The sequence below is a fragment of the Nocardia sp. NPDC005366 genome, from assembly GCF_040606855.1.
In the GTDB taxonomy this organism is placed as follows: Bacteria; Actinomycetota; Actinomycetes; order Mycobacteriales; family Mycobacteriaceae; genus Nocardia.
Genome location: NZ_JBEXFQ010000026.1, coordinates 87,657 through 112,170, shown reverse-complemented (window position 1 = coordinate 112,170; position 24,514 = coordinate 87,657). Strand labels below are relative to the sequence as shown.

At 67.3% G+C, this 24,514-nt stretch carries 24 protein-coding genes; 10 read left to right on the top strand and 14 right to left on the bottom strand.

Features of this window, described 5'->3' with window-relative positions:
* The first annotated feature begins 354 nt into the window (after positions 1–354).
* Entirely contained in the window at positions 355–867 is a 513-nt protein-coding gene (locus ABZS43_RS26405; protein ID WP_355038649.1) for a hypothetical protein, read from the top strand.
* A gap of 32 nt (positions 868–899) precedes the next feature.
* Here the strand turns inward: ABZS43_RS26405 and ABZS43_RS26400 are convergent, their stop codons facing one another.
* The 13 genes from ABZS43_RS26400 to ABZS43_RS26340 all read right to left on the bottom strand — a co-directional run bounded on the left by ABZS43_RS26400 (position 900) and on the right by ABZS43_RS26340 (position 15,882).
* A complete protein-coding gene (locus ABZS43_RS26400; RefSeq protein ID WP_355038648.1) occupies positions 900–1,583 on the bottom strand; it encodes a DUF305 domain-containing protein in 684 nt (227 codons plus the stop codon).
* A gap of 1 nt (position 1,584) precedes the next feature.
* Complete coding sequence (locus ABZS43_RS26395) at positions 1,585–3,156, bottom strand: hypothetical protein (RefSeq protein ID WP_355038647.1); 1,572 nt, start codon at positions 3,154–3,156, stop codon at positions 1,585–1,587.
* A 147-nt stretch (positions 3,157–3,303) separates the two neighbouring features.
* A complete protein-coding gene (locus ABZS43_RS26390) occupies positions 3,304–4,230 on the bottom strand; it encodes a 3-methyladenine DNA glycosylase (RefSeq protein ID WP_355038646.1) in 927 nt (308 codons plus the stop codon).
* A 100-nt stretch (positions 4,231–4,330) separates the two neighbouring features.
* Positions 4,331–5,395: a hemolysin family protein gene (locus tag ABZS43_RS26385; protein ID WP_355038645.1), complete on the bottom strand. Its 1,065-nt coding sequence runs from the start codon at positions 5,393–5,395 to the stop codon at positions 4,331–4,333.
* Positions 5,388–6,812 (bottom strand): hemolysin family protein, encoded by a 1,425-nt coding sequence (locus tag ABZS43_RS26380; protein WP_355038644.1) that lies wholly within the window; start codon positions 6,810–6,812, stop codon positions 5,388–5,390. Before ABZS43_RS26380 ends, ABZS43_RS26385 begins: the two co-directional genes overlap by 8 nt.
* Before the next feature lie 265 nt (positions 6,813–7,077).
* Positions 7,078–8,514 carry a GuaB1 family IMP dehydrogenase-related protein gene (locus ABZS43_RS26375; protein WP_355038643.1) on the bottom strand — a complete coding sequence of 479 codons (1,437 nt, stop codon included), beginning with the start codon at positions 8,512–8,514 and terminating at the stop codon, positions 7,078–7,080.
* Positions 8,515–8,598: 84 nt separating this feature from the next.
* A complete protein-coding gene (locus ABZS43_RS26370; RefSeq protein ID WP_355038642.1) occupies positions 8,599–9,444 on the bottom strand; it encodes a DMT family transporter in 846 nt (281 codons plus the stop codon).
* A gap of 25 nt (positions 9,445–9,469) precedes the next feature.
* Complete coding sequence (locus tag ABZS43_RS26365; RefSeq protein WP_355038655.1) at positions 9,470–11,194, bottom strand: DEAD/DEAH box helicase; 1,725 nt, start codon at positions 11,192–11,194, stop codon at positions 9,470–9,472.
* 154 nt (positions 11,195–11,348) lie between these two features.
* Positions 11,349–12,287, bottom strand: a complete 939-nt coding sequence (locus ABZS43_RS26360) for a M56 family metallopeptidase (RefSeq protein WP_355038641.1) — start codon at positions 12,285–12,287, stop codon at positions 11,349–11,351.
* 65 nt (positions 12,288–12,352) lie between these two features.
* The gene (locus ABZS43_RS26355) at positions 12,353–12,730 is read right to left on the bottom strand and encodes a BlaI/MecI/CopY family transcriptional regulator (RefSeq protein WP_355038640.1); all 378 of its coding nucleotides are present in this window, start codon (positions 12,728–12,730) and stop codon (positions 12,353–12,355) included.
* Between the two features lie 97 nt (positions 12,731–12,827).
* Positions 12,828–13,676, bottom strand: coding sequence for an ABC transporter ATP-binding protein (locus ABZS43_RS26350; protein WP_355038639.1), 849 nt, complete (start codon positions 13,674–13,676; stop codon positions 12,828–12,830).
* Positions 13,673–14,680: an iron chelate uptake ABC transporter family permease subunit gene (locus ABZS43_RS26345; protein WP_355038654.1), complete on the bottom strand. Its 1,008-nt coding sequence runs from the start codon at positions 14,678–14,680 to the stop codon at positions 13,673–13,675. The genes ABZS43_RS26350 and ABZS43_RS26345 overlap by 4 nt, the downstream gene beginning before the upstream one ends.
* Before the next feature lie 155 nt (positions 14,681–14,835).
* The gene (locus tag ABZS43_RS26340) at positions 14,836–15,882 is read right to left on the bottom strand and encodes an iron ABC transporter permease (RefSeq protein WP_355038638.1); all 1,047 of its coding nucleotides are present in this window, start codon (positions 15,880–15,882) and stop codon (positions 14,836–14,838) included.
* A 97-nt stretch (positions 15,883–15,979) separates the two neighbouring features.
* Here ABZS43_RS26340 and ABZS43_RS26335 point away from each other — a divergent pair, with 97 nt between their 5' ends.
* The 5 genes from ABZS43_RS26335 to ABZS43_RS26315 all read left to right on the top strand — a co-directional run bounded on the left by ABZS43_RS26335 (position 15,980) and on the right by ABZS43_RS26315 (position 19,828).
* On the top strand, positions 15,980–16,690 hold the full coding sequence (locus ABZS43_RS26335; protein ID WP_355038637.1) for a hypothetical protein: 711 nt from the start codon (positions 15,980–15,982) through the stop codon (positions 16,688–16,690).
* A 234-nt stretch (positions 16,691–16,924) separates the two neighbouring features.
* On the top strand, positions 16,925–17,314 hold the full coding sequence (locus tag ABZS43_RS26330; RefSeq protein WP_355038653.1) for a PaaI family thioesterase: 390 nt from the start codon (positions 16,925–16,927) through the stop codon (positions 17,312–17,314).
* 76 nt (positions 17,315–17,390) lie between these two features.
* A complete protein-coding gene (locus ABZS43_RS26325) occupies positions 17,391–17,693 on the top strand; it encodes an urease subunit gamma (RefSeq protein WP_355038636.1) in 303 nt (100 codons plus the stop codon).
* An 8-nt stretch (positions 17,694–17,701) separates the two neighbouring features.
* The gene (locus ABZS43_RS26320; protein WP_355038635.1) at positions 17,702–18,013 is read left to right on the top strand and encodes an urease subunit beta; all 312 of its coding nucleotides are present in this window, start codon (positions 17,702–17,704) and stop codon (positions 18,011–18,013) included.
* A gap of 93 nt (positions 18,014–18,106) precedes the next feature.
* Positions 18,107–19,828 (top strand): urease subunit alpha, encoded by a 1,722-nt coding sequence (locus tag ABZS43_RS26315; RefSeq protein WP_355038634.1) that lies wholly within the window; start codon positions 18,107–18,109, stop codon positions 19,826–19,828.
* A gap of 30 nt (positions 19,829–19,858) precedes the next feature.
* Here the strand turns inward: ABZS43_RS26315 and ABZS43_RS26310 are convergent, their stop codons facing one another.
* On the bottom strand, positions 19,859–21,001 hold the full coding sequence (locus ABZS43_RS26310; RefSeq protein WP_355038633.1) for a N(5)-(carboxyethyl)ornithine synthase: 1,143 nt from the start codon (positions 20,999–21,001) through the stop codon (positions 19,859–19,861).
* Positions 21,002–21,472: 471 nt separating this feature from the next.
* On the opposite strand from ABZS43_RS26310, the gene ABZS43_RS26305 reads away from it, so the two are divergent.
* The 4 genes from ABZS43_RS26305 to ABZS43_RS26290 are packed head-to-tail and all read left to right on the top strand — an operon-like array spanning position 21,473 to position 24,496.
* Positions 21,473–22,015 (top strand): DUF3558 domain-containing protein, encoded by a 543-nt coding sequence (locus tag ABZS43_RS26305; RefSeq protein ID WP_355038632.1) that lies wholly within the window; start codon positions 21,473–21,475, stop codon positions 22,013–22,015.
* 17 nt (positions 22,016–22,032) lie between these two features.
* Complete coding sequence (locus ABZS43_RS26300; RefSeq protein WP_355038631.1) at positions 22,033–22,407, top strand: hypothetical protein; 375 nt, start codon at positions 22,033–22,035, stop codon at positions 22,405–22,407.
* Between the two features lie 47 nt (positions 22,408–22,454).
* Positions 22,455–23,729 (top strand): hypothetical protein, encoded by a 1,275-nt coding sequence (locus tag ABZS43_RS26295; RefSeq protein WP_355038630.1) that lies wholly within the window; start codon positions 22,455–22,457, stop codon positions 23,727–23,729.
* Complete coding sequence (locus tag ABZS43_RS26290) at positions 23,726–24,496, top strand: ESX secretion-associated protein EspG (protein ID WP_355038629.1); 771 nt, start codon at positions 23,726–23,728, stop codon at positions 24,494–24,496. Before ABZS43_RS26295 ends, ABZS43_RS26290 begins: the two co-directional genes overlap by 4 nt.
* Positions 24,497–24,514: the final 18 nt, after the last annotated feature.

The following is a 24,514-nucleotide window of genomic DNA, read 5'->3' as shown; positions in this document are numbered from 1 at the left end:
ATTCGTCCCTAAGCAAGCCGAATTATCGCAGTTCAGAGCACCTTTCGCCATTTCAAAGCCGCTATCAGCTCATCCGGCGTGATTGACCGAGGCTAACCGCGCTGCGGCGTTGTGGAATTGGATCGCGACCGGCTCGGCGGGGTTCCCTCCCCTCTGAGTAGCGCGGATCGACAAGGGAACCCCCCGGCCACCGGCGTTCTCGGCGGTGGCCGGGGTTTTTCGTCGGGCGAATGACGGTGCGGCGCTGCGAAAGCCGAGCTACAGCGCGCGCGGGTGGCCCGGCCCCGTTATCTTCTGTGTATGAGCGTCGGTGAGCGGGCGCGGCATCGTGCCCCGTTCTGGTTCGTATGGTGGATGTTTATTGTTATCGGCGTCGTCGCGGTGCTGTGCCTGGCCTTGGTCTGGGTGATCGCGACCAGGGGCACCCAGACGACCAAGGTGGTGCTGTGGGGCGCGCTCGCCGTGGCGGGAGTGTTCGCGGCATTGTTCGGGCTCATCGGCCTGATCCGCTATCACGCTGTCCAGCTGAGTCTGACCGCCCCGTTGCTTATCGGGGTACTCGCGGCGCTGGTCTGGTACGAGATTCCGGAGCGGGGCGCCTGGAAACTGTCGCGTGGCATTCTCGAGGATCAGGCCGTGGAATGCGTCAATCCCGGCCACCGCACCCGACTCGGCGTGTACAGCATCCGCTATATCGACCGCCGCGACGGCGGCTGCCTCTTCTATTTCGAAGGGGATGAGAAGAATTCCGAGGGTTTCGGATATTTCCCCGACACCCCGCCGCCCTATATCGGACCGCCTGCCGAGCGCGGCATCGGCTACGAGCCGTACCACATTCCGTGGTACCGCTTCGTCGACAATTCCTAGACCCGCATTCGCCATCGGGACTCGGCGGTAGATCAGGCCGGGAGTCGACCGCCGAGCTGGGTGAGCATGAGGCCCATCACGCCGATCTCCTGGCTCTGTGCCTGCGCCATCGCCCGCGCCGCCTCCTTCACCGCGCCGTGCGTCAGCATGCTGTCGGCGGCGGCGGCCATCCGCAGTCCACCCCCGTGGTGGCGAATCATCAACTGGAGGAACAGGATTTCGGCGTCGCGTCCGCGAGCGGCGGCGAGGGATTCGAGTTCGGCGGTGGTCGCCATTCCTGGCATGGCGGTGAGCGAGTCCACGTCGACCGATTCGGGCACGGTGTTCGTCGTGGCGGCGGCATCGGCTGAATGGTGATGGGACGCGGAGGTTTCGCGGTGCATCCATTGCATCGGCCGCGGTGACAGTGGGCTGGCGTTCGCGAGTCGGAGCCAGCCGAGCATGGTGCCGACTTCGGTGCGCTGGGTGTCGGCCATTTGTTGGGCGAGGCGACGAACGCTGGGGTCCGCACCCGAATCCAGCCGTAGCGCCATCTGTAGTGCTTGCTGGTGGTGGGCGGTCATATCCTGGGCGAAGCCGATCTCGAGCTCGGTGAGAATCGGTTTCTCCGCGTGCTTTTCGGGAAACAGGATCGGTCGCAGCGCCGCGCCGAGCACCACGAGGGTGAAGGCGAGCGCGACGGCCGCCGCGATCCCGAACAGGCGGGTGCCGGGCATATCAGGATCCGACGGTGGAGCGTTGATCGGCTGGCGGGTGGTACACGCCGTTGTCCAGTCGCAGGACCATGAAGCCGTTGTCGGAACACGCGACGTAGAGTTGATCGCCCCGCCATTCCGGTGGGGAGAAGCACCAGTCGGTGGACGTATCGCCGAGGAAATCCCCCGAGCGCGAGGTGAGCGCGGCAGACGGGTCGAATTCTCCGTCGAGAACCGCCCGCGCCAGAGCTGTCGTGCTGAGGGCGGGGAAGCCGATGACCGATGACAGCGCGTGCGGTGAATTCCACATCTCCGCGAAGCGCCCGGTGCGGGCGGGCGGGTTGAAATAGGCGATCTCATGAATACTCCGCGGATCTCGCACGTCGAAAACGCGAATACCGGAGGAGATCCACCCGCAGGCGAGCGCGGTCGGATCGTCGGGGCGGTCGGCCGCGCAGTAGTGCGACTCGTAGGCGAAAACGCCTCCGCCCATGGCGGATCCGAGACCCGTGTCCTGGTTCTGTGGCAGATTGATCTCGAGTTTGATCTTGGCGACGACCGTTGGGGCCGTGTCGTCGGAGACGTCGATCAGTTTCACGCCGCCGGAGCCGCCCTCGTCCACGGTGTAGAGATAGGGTTCGCCGTCGTAGGTCACCGCCACGCTGTGCTGGGTGGCTGTGCCGTCGGTCCAGAAAACCCGTCCGAGGTGGCGCACCTGGGGAGCCGGTTCACGGCGCTGGACGGCGCCGACATCGAGCACGGTGAATCCGCTCAGCGCCGAGATGTACATGCGGGTACCATCCGGACTGAATCCCATACCGTGCGATTCGATTCCGGTCAGGCCCTGCCAGATCACCCGTGGATGCACCGGATCGGAGATATCCACGGCGCTGATGAAACCGGGCACAAGGCCGGAGGCCCAGTAGGTATTCCCGTCGGGGGAGAAGCCCGCCTCGTGGGTCGTGATCGGCAGCGGCATCGCGAGATTGGTCCCCGCATCCGCATTGAGCAGACGCGGATGAGCGCAGTCGGAGATGTCGTAGATCGACAGGTACCCCACTCCGACGCCGGTCGGTACCCCGGTGCCGACGAGTAGTTCGCGATCGGCGTGCACCTTCAGGCTCTCCCACGTGCCCGCCAGCATCGCGGGCTCGGTGAGTGTCACGGTGGGCCGGGGATCGGCGGGATCGGAGACGTCGAGCACCTGAACGCCGCGACCTTCGCTGATCAGATCGCCGGGGAAGAACGATCCCATGTACGCGCAATGCTCGAAACTCGTCGATGTGATGCCCGCGCCGCGACCCGCGTAGTTGCCGACCATCGACATATTGCATCGATACCCCCGGGTGCTGCGCCCGTTGTCGCGGTCCGCGGCCGGAACATCACCCTGGAGGCCGGGTTCCGGCATCGATCCGGCGCCGCAGTCCGCGCGGGGGACCGCGGTGCGACCCACATCGAGAAATTCCCGCACCGCGTCGCCGCTGACGAATTGCAGATCCGCCGACGCGCTGCTGGGCAGCATCATCGCGGCGATGACGCTCGCGATGAGCGGGGCCAGCGGTCTGACGCGGCGCTGTGTGGTCAGTGAGCGCATAGTCGCGGCCCCTCGAACATAGTCCTACTGGTATTCAGCTGACTGGGACAGTTCCTGCAGCTGACTGAATAGTAGGTAACGGCCGGTAATTCCGGGGTGGGATTCGATGAAATTACGCGGGGCCGAGTAGTTCGGCGCCCGGGGTGATCAGCCCGCGCGCACCGCCCGCGATTGCGAGGTGAGCAGCGATTCGCAGCACTCGAGCAGGCGGTGACGCAGGACCGCGGCCCGATCGGCCAATGCCGATTGAGCTCGGGCATACTCCGCGCGACCGGCTGTAGTCTCGATCCGAACGGGTTCGTATCCGAATTCCGCGAGATCGTACGGGCTGGCCTTCATATCGAGTTCGCGTGCCGCGCAGGCGAGTTCGAAACATTCGAGCAGCAGGTCCGAGGGGATCAGGGGAACCAGCTTGAAACCCCACTTGTACAAATCCATATTCGCGTGCAGGCAGCCGGGTTGTTCGCGAGCGACCTGATCCTCACGGGTGAGATGGACCGCGTTCCGGCCCGCGGCATCCGGCGTGAAGAACCGGAAGGCGTCGAAGTGGGTGCAGCGCAATGACATCGACTCGACGACCGCGTCCGTTCCTTGGTGACCCAGACGCAGCGGCACCTGCTGATGGCGAACATCTTCGGTGCGGTACACCATCGCCCATTCGTGCAGGCCGAAACAGGCCACATGGACGGGACGGGATGCGGTGGCGCGCAAAAGGTTCGCGATGAATCCGATGGTGTCGGCGCGCCGCGCGAGGTAGGCGGGGTCGGCGGTGTGGGCGAACCGGCGGGAATCGGCGCCCCCGTCGTCCCTCGCCCCGGCGAGCGCGTCACAGGACAGGCGCGTGTACCCGCGCGCGCCCTCGTATTCCTTCGCCTCGGCGAGCGCGACACCGAAACCCGGATGCCAGCGCCGCAACTGGGCCGGTTTGTGACCGTAGTAGGTGAACAGGAAATCGATCACCGGATGCGTCGAGCCCACTGCCCGCCGTCGCACGTAGGGCCCGACCAGATCATCGACCCGGGCGGCGTGCGCGTCGGCCCGCGCACGCCACTCGGTTCGAGACAACACCTCCACCGTTCTCACCTACCCGAGCAGCCCCACCGGGGCGGCGAAACGGGGACGACAGCACTGCGAGCCGACCTCGTCGTCGTCCGCCCGTACCCTTCGCCAGGGTTCATTCCGCCACCCGGTGCGTGAAGTCCCTGACGGTGCCGACGAATTCCTCCACCAGATCCTCGAGCGCGACGATGCCGACGGTATTGCCCCGGCTGTCCACCACCCGTCCCAGATGGCTGTTGGTGCGTCGCAGCCGAGCCAGCGCCTCGTAGAGGGTGGTGCCCGTGCTGACGGTGGGCAACGGCCGGATATCGGTGCGCGGGATGGGGGTATTCGGGCCCGCGTTCTCGTCGGCGACCTTGTCCAGCACATCCTTCACGTGCAGATAGCCGACGAGCGAACCGTCGGTGGTCTGCACGGGGAATCGGGAGAAGCCGGTTTCGGCGACCGCGGACTCGATATCACCGAGCGTGGTGCCATTGCCGCGCAGCGGAACCGATCTCGTACTGCCGAGTGGCACCATCACATCGGCGACGGTGCGGTCCGAGGTGCCGAGCGCCTGGGTGAGCCGTCGGTGCTCCTCCTCGTCCAGCAGTCCCTCCGAACGGGATTCACCGATCATCTCGGCCAGTTCCACACTCGATACGGTCGCGTTCAGCTCGTCCTTGGGCTCGACGCGCAGCAACCGCAGTGACAGATTGGCCGCCAGGTTGTAGATCGCGATCAGCGGGCGGGCCAGCCGCAACCACATCAGATGGATCGGAACCAGCAGCAGCGCACTGCGTTCCGGCCCGGCGAGGGCGATATTCTTCGGGATCATCTCGCCGAAGAGGATGTGCAGAACGACCACGATGGTCAGGGCGACGGCGAAAGCCACCGGATGCAGGAGCTGATCCGGCAGGCCGGCCAGGTCGAACGGCACCTCGAGCAGATGCGCGACGGCCGGTTCGCCGACCCGGCCGAGCAGAATCGAGCAGATGGTGATGCCGAGTTGGGCAGCCGCCAACATCATGGACAGGTTCTCGCCCGCGCGAATGACCGTGTTCGCGTTGCGCTTGCCCTGGGCCGCGAGGGCTTCCAGACGGTCGCGGCGCGCCGATATCAACGCGAATTCGGCGGCGACGAAGAAGGCGTTACCCGCGAGCAGGACGACGGTGAGCAGAACCGCGAACAGGTCACCCATGGCTGTGCTCCGTGTGGTTCACGTGGTCGGGTTCAGCGTTCTCGTTCGTCGCGGTACGCGCACGCAACACCTCCGCGGTGACCGGAATCAGGCGCACCCGGTCGATACGCCTGCCGTCCATGCGTTCGACCCTGGCGATCCAGCCACCGTGATCGGTTTCGTAGGGATGCCGGTGGTGCGCAGGAGAATTAGGCAGCACTACTTCGTCACCGGTTTCCGGAATGCGGCCGAGACGGGTCAGTACCAGGCCGCCGAGCGTTTCGTATTCGCCCTCGGGGGCGTCGTACCCGGTCGCGCGGGAGACCTCGTCGATGCGCAGCAACCCGGAGCAGTCCCAGCCGTTGCCGACGCGCCGGACATCGCGCTCCTCCTCGTCGTGCTCGTCGCGCACGTCGCCGAGGATCTCCTCGATCAGATCCTCCATGGTGACGAAGCCAGCGGTGCCGCCGTATTCGTCGACGACGAGGGCGATCTGCATACCGTCGGCGCGCACGCGCTCGAGCACTTCGTCACCGTCGAGGCTGGCGGGCACGATCGGCACCGGGCGCGCCAGCGTGTGCAGCGCGATGGTGCGGCGCTCGCTCGCCGGATGGGTGAAGGCCTGTTTGACGTGCACCACGCCGAGGGTGTTGTCGAGATCGCCGTCGATCACCGGGAACCGGGAGTAGCCGGTGCGGCTCGCCGCGGCGATGAGATCGGCGATGGTGTCGGATTTGTCCAGCGATTCGATTTTGACGCGGGGCGTCATCAACTCTTCGGCGCTGCGTTCACCGAATTGCAGGGAACGATCCATCACCTGGGCGGTGCGCTGGTCGAGTGCGCCGCGCAGCGCGGAGGTGCGAACCAGTGAACCCAGCTCCTGCGGGGAGCGCGCCGACCGCAACTCCTCGGCGGGTTCGACACCGAGATGACGCACCACCCAGTTCGCGGAGTTGTTCAGGAAGTGGATCATCCACTTGAACACCGTCGAGAAGACGATCATCGGGCCAGCGGTCATCCGCGCGGTCGCCAGCGGTTTCGCGATGGCGATATTCTTCGGCACCAACTCGCCGTAGATCATCGACAGCGATGTCGCCAGTACCAGGGCCGAAGCCAGCGAAATGCCGTGCGAGGCGCCCTCGCTCAAGCCGGTCGCGCTCAGCAGCGGCGACAGCAGTCTGGCCAGGACGGGTTCGGCGATATAGCCGGTGATGAGCGTGGTGATGGTGATGCCGAGCTGGGCGCCGGACAATTGGAACGAGAGTGTGCGATGCGCCTGACGGACCATGCGGGCGGGGGCGTCACCATCGCGGGCGTGCGCCTCGACGGTGCTGCGTTCCAAGGCGGTGAGTGCGAATTCCGCGGCGACGAACAGCGCGGTGCCCGCGGTGAGGGCGATGAACCCGATCAGACTGAGCACAGTGAGCGCGACGGACACGATCAACACCGCCCGCCGAACGCGATCGGAGAGTGCACGCGGGTGTGAGCTGAATCGAATGGGACTGCTGCGGGATGGAGAGCGCCGGGTTCGTCACCCGGCTCGGTAGAGGAGCCCTCCTGTGCGGCGCCCTCGGACGCGGGTGACAACTTGTTCCTTTCGGCATACGGAAGTTCCATCGCCGGCGAAACCGGCAATCACCATGCTACCGGCCCACCCGTCGTGACGTGTGGGCCGGTGGTTGTGCCGTCGCCGCGTGTCGCCGCTACCAACCGCTCGGCAGCGGACGTCCCTCCGCGAAACCGGCCGCCGACTGGACGCCGAGCACCGCCCTGTCATGGAATTCGTCCAGGCTGCGCGCCCCCGCGTAGGTGCAGGCACTGCGCACGCCGGAGCAGATGTGGTCGATGAGATCCTCGACACCGGGCCGCTCGGGATCCAGCCGCATGCGGGAACTGGAGATACCTTCTTCGAACAGCGCCTTGCGGGCACGGTCGAAACCGCTGTCGGAGGCGGTGCGGGCGGCGACGGCACGCTTGGAGGCCATGCCGAAACTCTCCTTGTAGGCATTGCCGTCGCGGTCGACGCGCAGGTCGCCGGGGGATTCGTAGGTGCCCGCGAACCAGGAGCCGATCATCACGTTCGCCGCGCCCGCGGCCAGCGCGAGCGCCACGTCGCGCGGATGCCGGACGCCGCCGTCGGCCCAGACGCTCACGCCGAGTTCTTTCGCGGCGCTCGAGCATTCGGCGACCGCCGAGAACTGCGGACGGCCGACGCCGGTCATCATGCGGGTGGTGCACATGGCGCCCGGCCCGACACCGACCTTGACGATGGTCGCGCCCGCCTCGACCAGATCGCGGGTGCCCTGCGCGGACACCACGTTGCCCGCCGCCAGCGGCACGCCGAGCCCGAGATCGGCGACCGCGCGCAAGGTCTCGAACATCTTGGCCTGGTGGCCGTGCGCGGTATCGATGACGAGGAGGTCGGCGCCCGCGTCGACCAGGGATTTCGCTTTGGCGGCCACGTCGCCGTTGATGCCGACCGCCGCCGCGACCCGCAGTTGCCGCCGATCATCGACATTGGGCTGGTAGATCCCCGCGCGAATGGCGCCGGTGCGCGTCATGACACCCGTCAGCGTGCCGTCGTCGCCGGTGAGGACCGCGAGTTCGGAATGCGCGGCTTCGAGCAGATCGAAGATATCGCGCGGTGAGGTGGAGGCGGGGGCCTGGACGAAATCGGTGATCGCGACATCGCGCAGCCGGGCGAACCGGTCCACGTCGGTGCACGCCGCCTCGGTGACGACACCGACGGGCTTACCCGCCTCGACGATGACCACAGCACCGTGCGCGCGCTTGTGCATCAACGCGACGGCTTCGGATACCGAACGTTCCGGATCCAGGGTGACCGGGGTGTCGGCGGTGAGCGAGCGGCTCTTCACGAAGGCGATGGTGTCGGACGCGGCGCTGTTCGGTAGATCCTGCGGTAAGACGACGAGGCCACCGCGACGGGCGACGGTCTCCGCCATTCTGCGGCCCGCGACAGCGGTCATATTGGCCACGACGATCGGGATGGTGGTGCCCGACCCATCGGTGGTCGACAGATCCACGTCGAACCGAGACGCGACATCGGTCCGGTTGGGGACCAGGAAGATGTCGTCGTAGGTCAGGTCGTACGGCGGCTGATGGCCGGGGAGAAACTGCACTTGACCGATATTAACCGGCCGCCGTTGCCGCCGCGCAATTCTTCGGCATTCGATACGGGACATAGATCACATCCGTGCTCCCGGTCAGGTTTCGGCCTGCATACGAGAGAGCCGAATCGTGGTGGCGCACATGACGACTACCGAGACGGCGACGACGATCAGCCCGAAAGCGTTGGTACGGAGGCGTTCATCGAGCACCGTCGCGCCGAGGACGGCCGCGACGATCGGTTCGGCGATGGTGACCGCGGGGAGCGAGGCGGTGAGCGGACCTACCTGGTAGGCCCGCTGCTGCAGGTAGATGCCTGCGAGCCCGGCGCAGACGAGACCCCACAGTTGCCAACTGGACAGCACCGCCCCCGGGCCGCGGTCGGCGAGGTCGGTGACACCGATGGTGAGCGCGGCGGCCAGGCCGAACAGCGCCCCGCCCGCCGCGCCGAACAACAACGCTCTTCGCGCCGGATCCGGACTCTCCGCGCCGATCGCGATCGCGCCCCCGATCGCGCAGAGCAACACGATCAGGGAAACGGTCCAATCACGCAGCGGTGCGATGGAATTGCCCGCTGTCGGATCACCGACGAGCAGGAAGATCGCCAACGCGGCCGTCAACGCGAGCGCGGTCGCCCATGTACGTCCGGTGATCCGGCGTCCGTTGAGCCGGGCCGAGAGCGGCAACGCGAAGACGAGTGCGCTGACCAGCAGCGGCTGCACCAGCAGTACCGATCCGAGCGCCAGCGCGGCCACCTGCGCCGCGTACCCGCCTACATCCCCGACGATGCCTGCCCACCATCGCGGATCGCGCATCAGCGATCCGACCAGCGCGGCGCCCTCCGGCACCGTTGCCGCGGCCCGATGTTGCGTCACCGCCGCCACCGCGAACAGCGCGGCGGCGAGCAGCGCGCAGAGGACAGCGCCGAGCGGATGATTCGACACGCCGCTCAGTCTGCCCCGTCCCGAGCTAGTTGGCTCGACGATTGCCCTGGGTGGTGGAGCCCTGCGGTCGTCCGGCGCGTCGCCGTCCCTGTCCGGGCGTGTCGGAGCGGGTGGCGCGTGCCGTAGGAGCCGCCGCGGCGGCATGTCCTACCGATTTGCCCGAACCGCGTCCGGCGGTCGCCGTGGCGGCGGCGCGGCCCGACGACGGTGCGGAACCGTCCGCGCGAACGCCGTTGACACGGGCGACGCGCGTATCGGCGCGACCCGCGGACGTCTTCGCGCGCCCGGCCGAACCGTTGTCACGCCCGCCCGCCCGCGCGGAACTCGACGAGTCCGCGCCGCGCCGGGAACCCGCACCCGCGCTGTGTCCACCGGACCTGCCGGGGGCCGAACGACGCCCGCCGCGGCCGTTGGCGTCCGGTGTGCCCTCGGGAGTCCAGCCGTTGGCCGGATCAGCGATATCGGCAGTGGCGGGACCACCGCGCCGCCGCTTGGGGGCGGCGGCTTTGCGGGCGGGCTGGGGCGGCGGCGCCTGCGTGGGCACCGCGACGCCGGAGGGTTGGCGCGCACCGGTGATCTCGACCAGTTTCCGATCGCCCGGTCTGATATCGACGCCGACGACGTCGACTCCGGCCTTGCGAGTCATCTTCTCGACGTCGGAGCGCTCCTCGGCGGAGACCAGCGTGACGACCACACCGTCCTCGCCCGCGCGGGCGGTGCGCCCGGCCCGATGCAGATACGCCTTCGATTCGGCGGGCGGATCCACGTGCACCACGAGCGAGATACCGTCGACGTGAATACCGCGGGCGGCGACATCGGTGGTGACGAGCACGGGGGTGGTGCCGTCGGCGAAGGCCGCCAAAGTCCTGGTGCGGTTGTTCTGGGCCTTTCCGCCGTGCAACGCGCCCGCGGCGATGCCGACGCCGCGCAACTGCTTGGCGAGACGGTCCGCGCCGTGCTTGGTGCGCACGAACATGATCGTCAGCCCCTCGCGCGCGGCGATTTCCGCGGCGACGGAGCGCTTGTCGAATTTGTCGCGCACGAAGAGAAGGTGGTGCGACATGGTCGAGACCGACGCCGAGGCCGGCGCGGTGGAATGCGTGACGGGCGAGCGCATGTAGCGCTTGACCAGTTTGTCGACCTCGCCGTCGAGGGTGGCCGAGAACAGCAGGCGCTGACCGTCTTTCGGAGTCCGGTCGAGCAGTTTGGTGACCTGGGGCAGGAAGCCCATATCGGCCATGTGGTCGGCTTCGTCGAGCGCGGTGATCCGCACATCCGACAGATCCGCGCAACGCTGGGCGATCAGATCCTCCAGTCGCCCCGGGGTCGCGATCAGCAGGTCCACCCCGCGCGCGAGACGGTCCGCCTGGCGTCTGATCGGCGCGCCGCCGACCACCGAGGCGACCCGCAGTCCGAGGGCGAGCGCGGGTTCGTCGAGGGCTTTCTCGATCTGTGCGGCCAGTTCGCGCGTCGGAACGAGCACGAGGCCGCGGGGGCGGCCGGGAGCGCTCGATCCACCCGCGAGGGTGGTCAGCATCGGAAGGCCGAAGGCGAGGGTCTTACCGGAACCGGTCGGGCCGCGTCCGAGGACGTCCTTGCCCGCCAGTGCGTCCGGCACTGTCGCGGCCTGGATCGGGAACGGGGCCTCGATGCCGTTGCGGCGCAGCGCTTGCACGACCACGGCGGGTAGGCCCAGGTCCGCGAAGGTCACGGCGGATGCCGAGGCGGCAGGGGGCGAGGAGGTCAACAGGTGCCTTTCGTGTGCAGCGCGCTCGTGGGCGCTGGTCTGGAGTGGTGGACACCGTGCCCACCGCACGGTGCGCCACTCTGGGCACTCGTGTCGCGAAAATCGTTCGGCCGGGTAGCCAGGCCGGGTAGCCAGGCCGGGTAGCCAGGCCGAGGAGTCAGCCGTGGAAAAGCCGACTGAGTTCGACCAGCCAGGGTACCGCGACGGCCTGAGTGGGAACCACCAGGATGGCCACCGAACCCAGATACGCGGCCGTGGCGATGCGAAGATCGCCGATCCGGCCGCCGAGTCGTTGGATACGGATAAGCGTAGTCGGTCCGCCCGCTGCGAGCGCACCCTGTGGCGCGATCGACTTGGCGCAGGCGACCAGCGCGCGGGCAAGCGGTGCGGGCCCGGTGACCTTCACCGCCGAATCGTCGGCGAGCAATTCGATGAGTAATTTCACAGAGCCGAGCGCGGCCCGGCTGCGCACGACCACGGGAAATGCCTCGTGTACCGCGGTGAAAGCCTCGAGGACGAGATCATGGCGTGCCCGCAGGTGCGAGCGTTCATGGCTCACGATCGCGGTGACCTCGGCGTCGGCCAGATTCGTGAGAGTGCCCTCACTCAGCACGACGCGCTGACGCAGACCGGGCAGGCAGTAGGCGATCGGCTCGGTCGCGGCGAGCACCCGGATATCGGCCGCGCGCCGGTGCGGTCCGCTCTGGTCGAGCAGGTCGACCAGCATTCGGTGATGGGCGCGCCTGCGGCGGGTGTGGACGCCGACCCGGATGGCCGAGAAGATCAGCCGACCGCCCACCAGCAGGGTGAGAGCGAAGACGAAGACGTAGGCGAGCCACAGCGGCAGTCCGAGCGCGTCGATCTCTCGCGTCGGTGAGGTGGTCGGGCGGCCGTCGGGACCGGGAACCAGTAGTTGCGCCGCGATCGCCAAACCGGAGCCGAATGCGCTGAGCACGGCGGCGAGCGCGATGGCCTGCCACAGGACCAAGGCCGCGCGCGGTGTCCGGTACGGCCATTTCGCTCGACTGAGCAACGCTGGAGCAGGCCCCGCGAGAAGCAAAGCGAGACCGGCGAAGACCGGCGCGGTTGCGTTCATCGACTCAGCTCACTGCGTTGTTGGGCCAAGACGTTCACGGCGTTGTGAACGTCGAGCCGACCGTATCAGGAACCTTCGGATGCTTCGAGTTTAGCCAGCGCCTCCCGCAGTGCGTCGGCCTCGTCGGGACCGACCTGTTCCACGAAATGCACCAGTGCCGCGGCGCGGCTGCCCGCGGCGTCGGCCTGCTGCAACGCGTCGAACATGAGACTGGCGACCAATTCGTCGCGGGTGTGCACGGGGGCGTACCTGTGCGCGCGGTCGTCGCGCCGCTGGACCACCAGATTCTTCTTCGCGAGTCGCTGCAACACCGTCATCACGGTGGTGTACGCGAGCTCACGGCGTGCGGCCAATGCCTCGTGCACCTGCCGGACCGTCTGCGGTTCATCGCTGGACCACAACTGGTCCATGACCGCCTTCTCGAGTTCACCAAGCCCTGCCATCCCACAAGTTTACGGACTCAACGACGCAATTGCGTACTACACCTTGTCGTAACTCCCCGGTAGCTGTGTGGTATTGGTCATAATCGGGGCCGGCGGGTCACCGGACGCGGCTCGACTCCCTCACATGCCTGGTACCGATCGGAACGATCATGGGCCGACCCGAGACCGGATCCTCCAGAACCGACGCTCGAAGTCCGAAGACCTCCCGCAGTAGTTCGGCGTCGATGATGTCCGAGGGCGGGCCCTGCGCGACGACACGTCCGGCACGCATGACGATCAACCGATCGCTGTAGCGGATGGCCATATTCAGGTCGTGCAGCACCATCACCACGGTGCGCCCCATCTCGTCGTGCAACCGGTCGACCAGATCGAGGACTTCCAGCGAATGCGCGAGATCCAGGTAGGTGGTCGGCTCGTCGAGCAGCAGGATATCGGTGCCCTGCGCCAGCGCCATCGATATCCAGGCGCGCTGGCGCTGGCCGCCGGAGAGTTCATCGAGGGACCGATCGGCGAGGTCGGCGATGCCGGTCTGCTCGAGCGCGGTCATCACCTCGGACTCGTCGCCCGCCGACCACTGCCGGAACCAGGTCTGGTGCGGATGCCTGCCGCGCGCGACCAGATCGGCGACCGTCAACCCCTCCGGCGCGACCGGCGTCTGCGGCAGCATGCCGATCACCCGCGCCACATCCTTGGTCTTCATCGTGGATATCGCTTTGCCGTCCAGGACCACCCGGCCCTGTCGCGGGCGCAGCAGCCGTCCGAGCGACCGCAGCAGGGTGGATTTGCCGCAGCCGTTCGGGCCGATCACGGTCGTGACGATGCCGGAGGCGATGTCGAGGGTGAGGCCGTCGATGATGACGCGGTCACCGTAGCCGAGCGTGATGTCGGCTGCGGCGAGCCGGGATGCTGATGCTGAGGATGCTTCGGACTCGGGTGCGGTGGTCATGACAGGGTCGCCTTCCGGTTCATACGCACGAGCAGGTAGAGCAGGAACGGACCGCCGACGGCGGCGGTCACGATGCCCACCGGAAGATCTACCGGGAACATCGTGTGGGCGGCGACATCCGAGCCGACGACCAGGATGGCGCCGCACAGCGCCGAACCGATCATCGGTTCGCCGGGAGTGCGCAGCAGCCTGCGCGCGATCTGCGGGCCCGCCAGCGCCACGAATCCGATCGGTCCCGCCGCCGCGGTCGCCATCGATGCCGCGACCACGGACGCGCCGAGTAGCAGACCCTGCTGGGACTGGATGCGCACGCCGAGTGCCCGGGTGCTGTCGGTGCCCAGCCGCAGCGCGGCCAGCGTGCGCGCCGACATCGCCGCCACCGTGAGCACCACCGCCAGCGCGATGGCCGCCGGGACGAGATTGTCGCGGTCCGCGCTGTTCAGCGAACCGGTGAGCCACAGTTGCGCGCGAGACGCGTCGAGGAGCGAGGCGCGGGTGAGCGTCCAGTTGATCCCGGCCACCAGCAGCGCGTTCACGCCGACGCCGATCAGTACCAATCGCAGGCCCGTGGCGCCGATCTCGCCCGATGCGGAGCGACCCCAGGCCAGCACGTAGATGGCGAGGGCCGTGAGCGATCCGCCCAGCACCGCGGCCAGTGGTACGCCGACCGTCGCGGTGAGGCCGGTGGCGCTGCTCGCGCCGATGATGGTGACCGCGCCGAAGCTCGCGCCGGAGGTGATTCCGAGTATGTCGGGACTGGCGAGCGGGTTGTGCATGATCGATTGGGCGATCGCGCCCGAGAGTCCGAGGGCGGCGCCGACGACGACCGCGGTGAGTGCGCGCGGCAGCCGGGATTCCAGAATGATGAACCGTTGCGAGCGGGTGCCGCCGCCGGTCAGCACGTCGAGCACCCGGCCGAGCGGGATATGCGAATCGCCGGTCGCGATGTCGGAACAGAAGAGTCCGAACAGCAGTACGGCCAGCGTCACGGTGATGAGCACCATGGTCGGACGCGCGACGAGCGACACCGGTCCGATCCGCAAGGCGGGTCGGATCTTTCGCAATGACACGGTGTCGCTCCGCTCGGTCGCGGGCACGGTGGTGTCGGGCGCGGCGGTGTCGGGCGCGCTGGTGTCGGGCACGGTGGTGTCGGGTGCGATCACAGGCTCACCAGCTTTCGGCGGCGGACGAAGGCGATGAAGAACGGTGCTCCCACCACCGCGAGCATGACACCGACCTCGAGTTCACCCGGCCGTGCGACCACCCGTCCGACGATATCGGCGCTCAGCAACAACAGCGCGCCGAGCATTCCGGAATACGGAATAAGCCATCGGTAATCCGGTCCGGTGACGATGCGCGCGAAGTGCGGCACCGCCAGTCCGAGGAATGCGATCGGCCCGATCGCCGCGGTGGCGCCGCCGCACAGCAGGACCACGGCGGCAAGTCCGAGCGCACGGCTGCGGCCGATGCCGACACCGAGTCCACGCGCCACTTCGTCACCGAGGCTCAGCAGATTCAAGCCGGGCCCCGCGGCGACCGCGAGTATCAGCCCGGCCGCGAGGAAAGGCAGAACCTGCCAGAACACTGCGGCGTCCCGCCCCGCGACGCTGCCGACCACCCAGAATCGGTAGGCGTCCAGCGCCGTCACATCCAAGGACACCACCGCGTTGGTCATCGCCTGGAGGAACGCGGCGACCGCGGCGCCTGCCAATACCAGGCTCAGCGGGCTCGCTGTGCCGCCGCCGATGGAAGAAGCCGAGAACACCACGACCCCGGCGATCAGCGCGCCCGCGAAGGCGAACCAGATGTATTGCTCGGGGGCGGTGAAGGCGAACAGGTGCATGCTCGATGCCGCGAGAAGCGCCGCGCCGGAGTTCAGCCCGAGCAGACCGGCGTCGGAGAGCGGATTACGGGTGTAGCCCTGGATCAGCGCGCCGGTGACACCGAGCGCTATGCCGCAGACCAGGGCCAACGCCGTTCGTGGAAGGCGAAGTCCGCGTACGATTTCCGCCTCGGTGGAGCCGGCGCGGCAGCTGAAGGGGCCGTCGGGGCAGCTCAGCCCGGCTCGCACGGCGTCGTACACGGTGGACGGCGGCAGCAGTCGCGTGCCGATCGCGACGCTCGCGATCACGGCGAGCCCGAGCAGTGCTGTGAGAGCGAGAAGTCCGATCAGGCGACGTCGCCGCACGGTGCCTATGGGTGTCACGGCGACAAACGTATCCTGCCCTCGAGGTTGCTAGGTCTGGTAAGCCTAACCTATCTTTTGAGAGGACACTACGACGTGGTCGACCCGAGGAGGTTCGATGATCGAGCCCATGGCAGCGTGCGATGCCCGACGCACTCATCAGGTGTTCGGGCAATCCTGCGATCGGCTGCGCGCACTCCAACCGGAGCATCCTCGCGTCTATGCCGTCGCGGCGATGGCCGAACAGGGTAAGCGCCGATGGTGGAAGCTCTCGGATGGATTGCGCGAAGGGCGGATCGAGCTCATGTTCCGGCGTCACGCCGCGGAGATGATCAGTGCGGACATCGCGGCGGATGTGGTCGCGACGGCCTTGATCCACGCGGTCGTCGGCCGCGTGGCGGCGCTGCTCGTGGCCGAGGGCGCGGCCTGGGATCCGGGGTTGGAGAACCTGTGGGTGCATAACGACAATGACGGCGGTATCGACTGGGCGGGGCTGTCGGACACGACAATTCGGGTGATCGACGGTGATCGCCGGGCCGGCGAGCCCGGTGTCGTCGTGTTGCCGTGCGAACAGGCGATGTCGGTGTGGCTGGCGCATCGATGCGTGGCATCGCTGTCGCTGATCCAGTACGGGCTGGCCAGGTGCGCCGGACTGAATGCCCGCCGGTTCTGGTCGCTGGTCGGCGAATCCATCGCGGGCGCGGCGACGTACGTGCCGGATCTGGCGCGCACCGATTCGCTGGCGGGCGCGCGTCGTGGGCAGGGCCTGATGGTCGCCCTCGAGGACCGAGGCATCCCGGTGCGCCGGAGTTCTTGTGTAGTTAGGTAAGCCTACCTATACTGAATTCGGCGTTCGGATCGAGCGTGAGTCCCGAGGGCTGCGGTGACCCCCGATCCGCTGCCGCGGCGGGCTTCTACTCCGGTGGAGGCCCGCCGCTCTGTTTCCCGGTATCGGGCAAGTGGGCCCCGGGTGCGGCGGACTGCCGGGGGATGTCAAGGTGGATATATGACGCAACAGGAGTCCCCGGGCATTCGCTCCCTCGCGGACGTCACCCCGGAGTTCATGACCACCGCCAGCGAAGGCACCTTCGCCGACCTGGTCGGGCTCCGCTACACCGAGATCAGCCCCGACAGGGTGCGTGGCGAGTGGATCGTCAAACCCCATCTGCACCAGCCCGCGGGCATTGTGAACGGCGGCGTCTACTGCACCGTCATCGAGACGCTGGCGAGTATCGCGGGCGGAGTGTGGTTCGGCGAGCGCGGCACGGTGGTCGGGGTGAACAACAACACCGACTTCCTGCGGGCGGTGCGTGAGGGCACGCTCTACGGCGAGGCCACCCCGGTGCATCGGGGCCGCACCCAGCAGCTGTGGCAGGTCGTCATCACCGACGAGCAGCAGCGCGTTGTCGCGCGCGGACAGGTCCGGTTACAGAACCTGGCCGAGTCGGACTGACGCTCACCCCGCATCCCCGGAACGGGCGTGCCAAAATGGCCGTCCACCCCTTTCGTCCGAACCGGTGAGGAGCCCGATGCGACTGTCGCCGCACGAGCAGGAGCGGCTGCTGCTGAGTTACGCGGCCGAGCTGGCCAGGCGCAGGCAGGCGCGCGGGCTCAAACTGAATCACCCCGAGGCGGTCGCGCTGATCACCGACCACGTCCTGGAGGGTGCGCGCGACGGACGTTCGGTCGCGGAGTTGATGTCCTCCGGGCGCACGGTGCTCACCCGCTCGGATGTGATGGAGGGCGTGCCGGAGATGATCCACGATGTGCAAGTCGAGGCCACCTTTCCGGACGGTACCAAACTCGTCACCGTTCACCATCCGATCGGCTAGGGGCGCATATGATTCCGGGCGAATACCTCTGCGCCGAGGGGAGTATCGAATTGAACGCGGGTGCGCCGCGCGTCGAACTCGAGGTGGTCAATACCGGCGACCGGCCGGTGCAGGTCGGCAGTCACGTGCATTTCCCGCAGGCGAACGCCGCGTTGGATTTCGACCGCGCCGCCGCGCACGGGCTCCGGCTGGATATTCCCGCCGGTACCGCCGTGCGATTCGAACCCGGTCTCGCGCAGCATATTTCGCTGGTGCCGCTGGGCGGCGCGCGTGAGGTCCACGGCATCGGCCCGACACCGCCCGGCCGTCTCGATGCCTAGCGGTGCGCGTGATGTGTTCGTAGGGCAGATGTCACTCGGGCGGTTCTGCGCGCGGCACAGCCCGCGCGGCACGGCATCTCGGAAGGTAGGGCCATGAGTGAGCTGAGTCGGGCTCGGTACGCCGAGCTGTTCGGGCCGACCACGGGTGACCGAATTCGGTTGGCCGACACCGATCTGTTGATCGAGATCACCGAAGACCTCAGCGGCGGACCTGGACTCGCGGGAGACGAGGCCGTCTTCGGTGGCGGCAAAGTGCTGCGCGAATCCATGGGCCAGTCCCGCGCGACCCGCGCCGAGGGCGCGGCCGACACCGTGATCACCGGCGTCGTGATCCTGGATCACTGGGGAATCATCAAGGCCGATCTCGGCATTCGCGACGGCCGCATCTGTGGAATCGGCAAGGCGGGCAATCCCGACACCATGTCCGGGGTACACCCGGACCTGGTCGTCGGCCCCTCCACCGAAATCATCGCCGGTAACGGTCGCATCGTCACCGCGGGCGCGATCGACTGCCACGTCCACTTCATCTGCCCGCAGCTCATGGACGAAGCGCTCGGCGGCGGCATCACCACCCTCGTCGGCGGCGGCACCGGCCCCGCCGAGGGTTCCAAGGCGACCACCGTGACACCGGGCGCCTGGCATCTGGCCCGCATGCTGGAAGCCACCGACCACTGGCCGCTGAATATCGTGCTGCTCGGCAAGGGCAATACGGTCAGCGAAGAAGCCATGTGGGAGCAATTGCGCGCGGGCGCCTCGGGTTTCAAACTGCACGAGGACTGGGGTTCGACACCGGCCGCGATCGACGCGTGCCTGCGCGTCGCCGACGCGTCCGGAGTGCAGGTGGCGTTGCATTCCGACACCTTGAACGAGGCCGGTTTCGTCGAGGACACCCTCGCCGCGATCGCCGGCCGCGGCATCCACGCCTACCACACCGAGGGCGCGGGCGGCGGCCACGCGCCCGACATCATCACCGTCGCCTCCCACCTCAATGTGCTGCCGAGTTCGACCAACCCGACCAGGCCGCACACCGTGAACACCCTCGACGAACATCTCGACATGCTGATGGTGTGCCACCACCTCAGCGCGTCCATTCCGGAGGATCTGGCCTTCGCCGAAAGCCGAATCCGCCCCTCCACCATCGCGGCAGAGGATCTGCTGCACGATCTGGGCGCCATCTCCATGATCGGCAGCGATTCGCAGGCGATGGGCCGCATCGGCGAGGTCGTCATGCGCACCTGGCAGACGGCTCACGTCATGAAACGCCGCCGTGGCGCGCTGCCGGGCGACGGCGCGGCCGATAACGCCCGCGTGCAGCGCTACGTCGCGAAATACACCATCTGCCCGGCCGTCGCGCACGGACTCGACCACGAGATCGGCTCGGTCGAAGTGGGTAAACTCGCCGACCTCGTGCTGTGGGATCCGGCCTTCTTCGGCGTGCGTCCGCACGCGGTCCTCAAGGGGGGCATGATCGCCTGGGCCGCGATGGGCGACGCCAACGCCTCCATTCCCACCCCCCAGCCTGTCCTGCCCCGCCCGATGTTCGGCGCGGCGGCCCCCGTGGCCGCCGCCACCTCCCTGCACTTCGTCGCCGAACAGGCCATCGCGGACCGTCTCGCCGATCGGCTGGACGTGCGGCGGAAACTGGTGCCGGTCAAGAATGTTCGCGCGATCACCAAGGCGGATATGCCCCGCAACGACGCGATGCCGCGGATCGAGGTCGATCCCGACACCTTCACCGTGCGCATCGACGGCGAGGTCTGGACCGAACAGCCCGCGACCGAGCTCCCGATGGCGCAACGCTACTTTCTGTTCTGAGCGTCGGATTCCGGCGAGCGATCGTCGCGGTCAGACGATCGCGTACGGATAGGCCGCGGCACGGCCCTGGAAGGAGAGGATCCGCGGGTTCTCGACCCGGCCCTCGCGGATCTCGATCGCGCGCCGGACCGTCTCGTTGCCGTCCCAGGCGTCGGGGCCGCCCATCACGATCGGCAGGAACTCCAGCAGCGCCTCGGAGTTCTCCCAGGTCGCGGAGTCCCACAGAAACGAGGGGCTGTGGTCGACGCCGTAGTAGTGCAGATCCTCGCCGACGGTGAACATCGGGTCGGCGAACGAGGTCGGACGGGCCCATTCGAAGCCCATGCCCTCGTCGCAGGAGACGTCGATGAACAGCGTCCCGCGCGCAAACAGCGCCAGATCCTCGTTCATGACGAATATCAGCGGCTCCTCGGGGTCCTGGAGGATGCAGTTGACGACGACATCGTAATTCGCGAGCATCTCCGCCAGCGGCCCCGGTTCCGGCGCCTTCAGCGCGAGAGTCCGCGTGGGATTGGCCGGGTCACGCGCGAAATGCTGCATCCGCACCGACGCGAACGGCGAGGCCACCGCTGAGACGCTGCGCTGCGTCAGGACCGTCACATCGCTGATTCCGAGTGCGGAGAGCGCGCGCACGGCGCCACGGGCGGTGGCGCCGAAGCTGATCACGGCCGCCCGCATCCGTCGCCCGTAGTCCCCGGTGCGCCCCCGCAATTGGAGCGCGTGCATAACCGAGCAGTAGCCTGCGAGCTCGTTGTTCTTGTGGAAGACGTGGACGCTGAAGTTGCCTTCCTTCGTCCAGTGGTTCATCGCCTCCCAGGCGATCAGGGTCAGGTCGTTGTCGATCGCCAGCTGCGTCATCCGCTCGTCCTGCACGCAGTGCGGCCACCCCCAGACGACCTGCCCGGGGCGTAGGTTCTCGAGATCCTCGGGCAGCGGTTTGGGTAGCAACAGCACATCGCACTCCCCGAACAGCTGTTCGCGAGTGCGATGACCGCCGACCAGCGGCGCGAGGCGCTCGTCGGAATAGCCGAACCGGTCGCCGTAGCCGTGCTCGAGGAAGATGCGGCCGCGAAGCCCCGGGTCGATCCGGTCCAGATGTGCCGGGTGGATCGCCAGCCGGTGCTCATCGGCCTTGCGGGAGGTTGCTACGACACCGACGGTCAGTTGCTGCACCAACTGAGCCTACGCGTGTTGTTGAGCTGCTCGAACACCAGTTCGCCGAGCGGTAGCCCCGTGCACTCGTCGACCATCCGACGATTCAGTGCAAGAACCTGCCCTGCATCGCGCGCGATTGCGGCGTGTCTTCGCTTGCCGCGATGCCGGAAGTCGTCATCTCGATTCGGTCAGTCGAACGCGGGACGTTCTCCGGTTTCCCGGTCGCGGCAGTACATCCGCGTGCGCCCGATCACGCCAGAGGCAGCGGCGAATGCCGTATGCCTCCGAATGCCGCTGCGACCGTCGGTAATTCGGCAGCATTATCCGAAGAGTAGGTCGCCGATACAGAGTCGCGAAGTCTGGACCGGGGTGGCTCGTCGGCGCAGGCCGGAAGCATCGGTGTAATCGCCGCGTGGCCAAGGGAACCGGCCGTGGTCGAGGCGCGTCCTAGACTGTGGGTCAACTGTTGGGCCCGGACGGGAGGCATCGGTGGGACGACGGACGACGGCAGCGATGGCGGTGCTGGGCGGAGTGGTGTTGCTGGCCTCGGGATGTGGGACGGAGACGGGCGGGAAGGCGGGGCCGAGTCCGGCGACGGATACGTCTGCCGCACTGTGGGATCCGTGCACGCAGATCCCCGATTCGGTCCTGCGGACGGTTGGTGTTGTGGCGGCGACCGAAGAGCCCGGTATCTCGGGGGTGCAACAGCCCGGATGGAAGGTATGTTCCTGGCACGACCGTCAGTCGGGGTGGCATTACTCACTGGGCGTCTGGTCGACGACGAATACAGTGGAGGACTTCAGGAAAAAGTCCGAGAACACGAACTTCTCGGATATCTCGGTGGCCGGACGTAACGGTGTCACCTACCACCGTGCCGACGACACCGACGGGGAAGATTGCGATCTCCTGTTTCCTGCCGCCCAGGGCGCGGTGCTGATCACGGTGTTCAACACCGTTGCGGGGGCCGGTGTCGCACCCTGTGATCGCGCGAACGCTGCGGCCAATGCGCTTGTGCCACTGTTCCCACGGTGATCGAGAGGTTCTAGCCGATGTCCATGAACGATGACGTCACCGCGTGGCGATACCTCGCCGATGAGGCGAAGGCAGGGCGGCTGTATCTGGACGCTTCCGTCGCGACGGAGTGCCGAGATGCCTGCAACCGGCAGATCGACCTCTACGAGGGACTGCGCGAGCAATTGAAGCAAGTCCGAACTGTCACGGGATTCGGAAGATTCGACTGCTCGGAACTATTGGCACAGATGTTGGGAGCCAAGGCCATCGGTGGTGCGGGCGATGTCGATACGGCTTTGAAGGAGCATATCGAGGTCGTGGGTTTGATTCGCGAGACGATCGAGGTCTCGGTTGCCCGATACGAAACTCAACAGCAAGAGGCCAAAGACAAGCAAGACCAGCTCTTGAACTGATCGGGGGACTGACAATGGGTTTACCGTTCCTGATTGCGATCGCGGCTGTGCTGCAGGAGCAAGGTACGTCCGGCCCGCCGGATATCGCCAGGGATGAAAGTATCGAGGCCACACAGGCTCGAAATCGAGTCCGCGAGATCGTGGAGGCCGTGGACACCGTCCAATTCCAGGATCCGCAGGTGCCGCAGAGCGCGTTCGTAGATCCGGACGGTATGCCCGACCTGTACAGCCGCGTACAAGAGATGAAGCCAGAAGATGTCGGTATCACGCACGCGACGTGGGAGTCCATCCGGAATAAGCTCGACCGGGGGCTGCCGAACTTCAAGGCTGAGATCGAGAAAGCGATCGCGGACAAGTGGACCGGGGATGCCGGGTCGGCTGCCGCGAAAGGTATCACCGAGTATGTCGCCAAATCCGGCGACCTCCTCGGCTCGGTACAGTTGATCGCCGAGAAGGTGAAGATCGTGCGATCGGCAATCGATATCACGAAACCCGCCGTGCAGGAGACTCCTGAGCACACTTGGTCCAGCGATGTGGCGAGTTGGGTGCCCGGACCCACATGGAAGTTGAACCAGCATCGCGAGGATCAGTACCACCAGGCCAATGTGAACGTCGTGAAGAACGTCTTCTATCCGGCGGTGCGAGAAGCCGACACCCAGGTCCCGCTGGTGCCCAAACCGTATAACCCGATACACACCTCGGGAGATCAGCCCACTCCTTCGCAGCCCGTGACCGATCAGCCGGGACAGCAGCCGACCTCGGCCACCCGGCCTCCAGCGGCCGACCAGGCGACGCCGGGGGAGGGGACTAACCCGGGGGAGCGGGTCCCCGGTACGGCTGATCCCGCCGTCACGGAACAGCAGAGTGCGGCGGATCCGACCGCGACCGACCCGTCTGCGTCGACCGCGCCGACCACGCAGGCTGCGGCTGCTCCCACCTCGGCGACGGACCCGAATCCGAATCGAACGGGTGACAGTCCGCGCGCGAATTCGGCAACGCCCGGTTCGGGCAGTCCGGAGATCTCGGGGACGCCGGGTGGGTCCGGTTCGCCGACCGCGTCGGCGCCGGGGCGCGGCGTCGCGGGCACGCCGGGTGGGGCGGGAAGCGCTGCCTCGGCGAACAGCGGGGCGCGTTCGAGCACCGGCCGTCCGGGCGCCAGCGGGGCTTCGGGGATCGGTGGGATGTCGCCGCGTGGCAAAGACGAGGATGACAAAGAGCGCCGGACGAAGGATTATTTGATCAATCAGCAGAACGGTGAGGAACTGACGGGATTGGACGAGGCGAGCCGCGCGAAGACTGTGCCGCCGGTGATCGGCGAATGAGCCTGCAGAAGTGGGCCTTTTCTCCACTGGCCTTCAAGGTGTTGTGGCGTGCCGCGGAACGGGATGTATTGCCCTATCCGCTGCAGTACCGCTCGACCTTCGAGACGGTCGCGGAGTACGACGAGGCGTGGAAGACGGAAGCCTCCGGGCTGCATCGAATTTTCGATGACGAACTGTACGGAGCCCTGCGCGTGCTGGCGGAGCCGGAGGCGAGGGTCGAGGTCGCGGGGGCGGTGAACGGCGACAGGCTGCGGGTACACGCGGCGGTGCACTACCAGCACGCGGTGCTGCTGGTACAGGAACCGACCGGGTCGCCGTATCGAGGCGGCGATGTGCGGATGACCATGTTCCCCGCCGATCGATTGCCGCACCGAATCGTCGCATTGCTGCCGAACGCGCCGCGCGGGCGTGGGCCGGGACTGGAGATTTCCCGTCACGATCTGGAGGCCGAAGACGAGGGCGTATACCGGATCGACCACGACGGCGCCGAACGCTCCGCGCTCACTCGGGCGAGGCGGTTCTTCGAACGACCGCGCGACCTGGTGGTGCACGTCGCGGCCTACGCCGGGGCGGCGTGGGACAACCGCCCCGCGCCATCGCGCGGATTCCACGTGATGGACTATCCGGACGGGCGCTATCTGGTCCGCAACGGCGGCACACTACAAGCGGTCCCGGTCGACCGGATGGGATTGCAGATCGATCTGGAGCGCGTCCTCCGTTTCACCGTGACGAGTCATCGCGAAGAACACGACCCCAGCTACCGGTGATTCACCGCCTCACGAAAC

Coding starts and splice junctions, on each gene's coding strand:
- ABZS43_RS26400 (WP_355038648.1), bottom strand. CDS start 1,583: ATGCCCGGCACCCGCCTGTTCGGGATCGCGGCGGCCGTCGCGCTCGCC.
- ABZS43_RS26405 (WP_355038649.1), top strand. CDS start 355: ATGTTTATTGTTATCGGCGTCGTCGCGGTGCTGTGCCTGGCCTTGGTC.
- ABZS43_RS26300 (WP_355038631.1), top strand. CDS start 22,033: ATGTCCATGAACGATGACGTCACCGCGTGGCGATACCTCGCCGATGAG.
- ABZS43_RS26355 (WP_355038640.1), bottom strand. CDS start 12,730: ATGGCAGGGCTTGGTGAACTCGAGAAGGCGGTCATGGACCAGTTGTGG.
- ABZS43_RS26385 (WP_355038645.1), bottom strand. CDS start 5,395: ATGGGTGACCTGTTCGCGGTTCTGCTCACCGTCGTCCTGCTCGCGGGT.
- ABZS43_RS26360 (WP_355038641.1), bottom strand. CDS start 12,287: ATGAACGCAACCGCGCCGGTCTTCGCCGGTCTCGCTTTGCTTCTCGCG.
- ABZS43_RS26325 (WP_355038636.1), top strand. CDS start 17,391: ATGCGACTGTCGCCGCACGAGCAGGAGCGGCTGCTGCTGAGTTACGCG.
- ABZS43_RS26335 (WP_355038637.1), top strand. CDS start 15,980: ATGATCGAGCCCATGGCAGCGTGCGATGCCCGACGCACTCATCAGGTG.
- ABZS43_RS26330 (WP_355038653.1), top strand. CDS start 16,925: ATGACCACCGCCAGCGAAGGCACCTTCGCCGACCTGGTCGGGCTCCGC.
- ABZS43_RS26345 (WP_355038654.1), bottom strand. CDS start 14,680: ATGGTGCTCATCACCGTGACGCTGGCCGTACTGCTGTTCGGACTCTTC.
- ABZS43_RS26290 (WP_355038629.1), top strand. CDS start 23,726: ATGAGCCTGCAGAAGTGGGCCTTTTCTCCACTGGCCTTCAAGGTGTTG.
- ABZS43_RS26395 (WP_355038647.1), bottom strand. CDS start 3,156: ATGCGCTCACTGACCACACAGCGCCGCGTCAGACCGCTGGCCCCGCTC.
- ABZS43_RS26320 (WP_355038635.1), top strand. CDS start 17,702: ATGATTCCGGGCGAATACCTCTGCGCCGAGGGGAGTATCGAATTGAAC.
- ABZS43_RS26350 (WP_355038639.1), bottom strand. CDS start 13,676: ATGACCACCGCACCCGAGTCCGAAGCATCCTCAGCATCAGCATCCCGG.
- ABZS43_RS26315 (WP_355038634.1), top strand. CDS start 18,107: ATGAGTGAGCTGAGTCGGGCTCGGTACGCCGAGCTGTTCGGGCCGACC.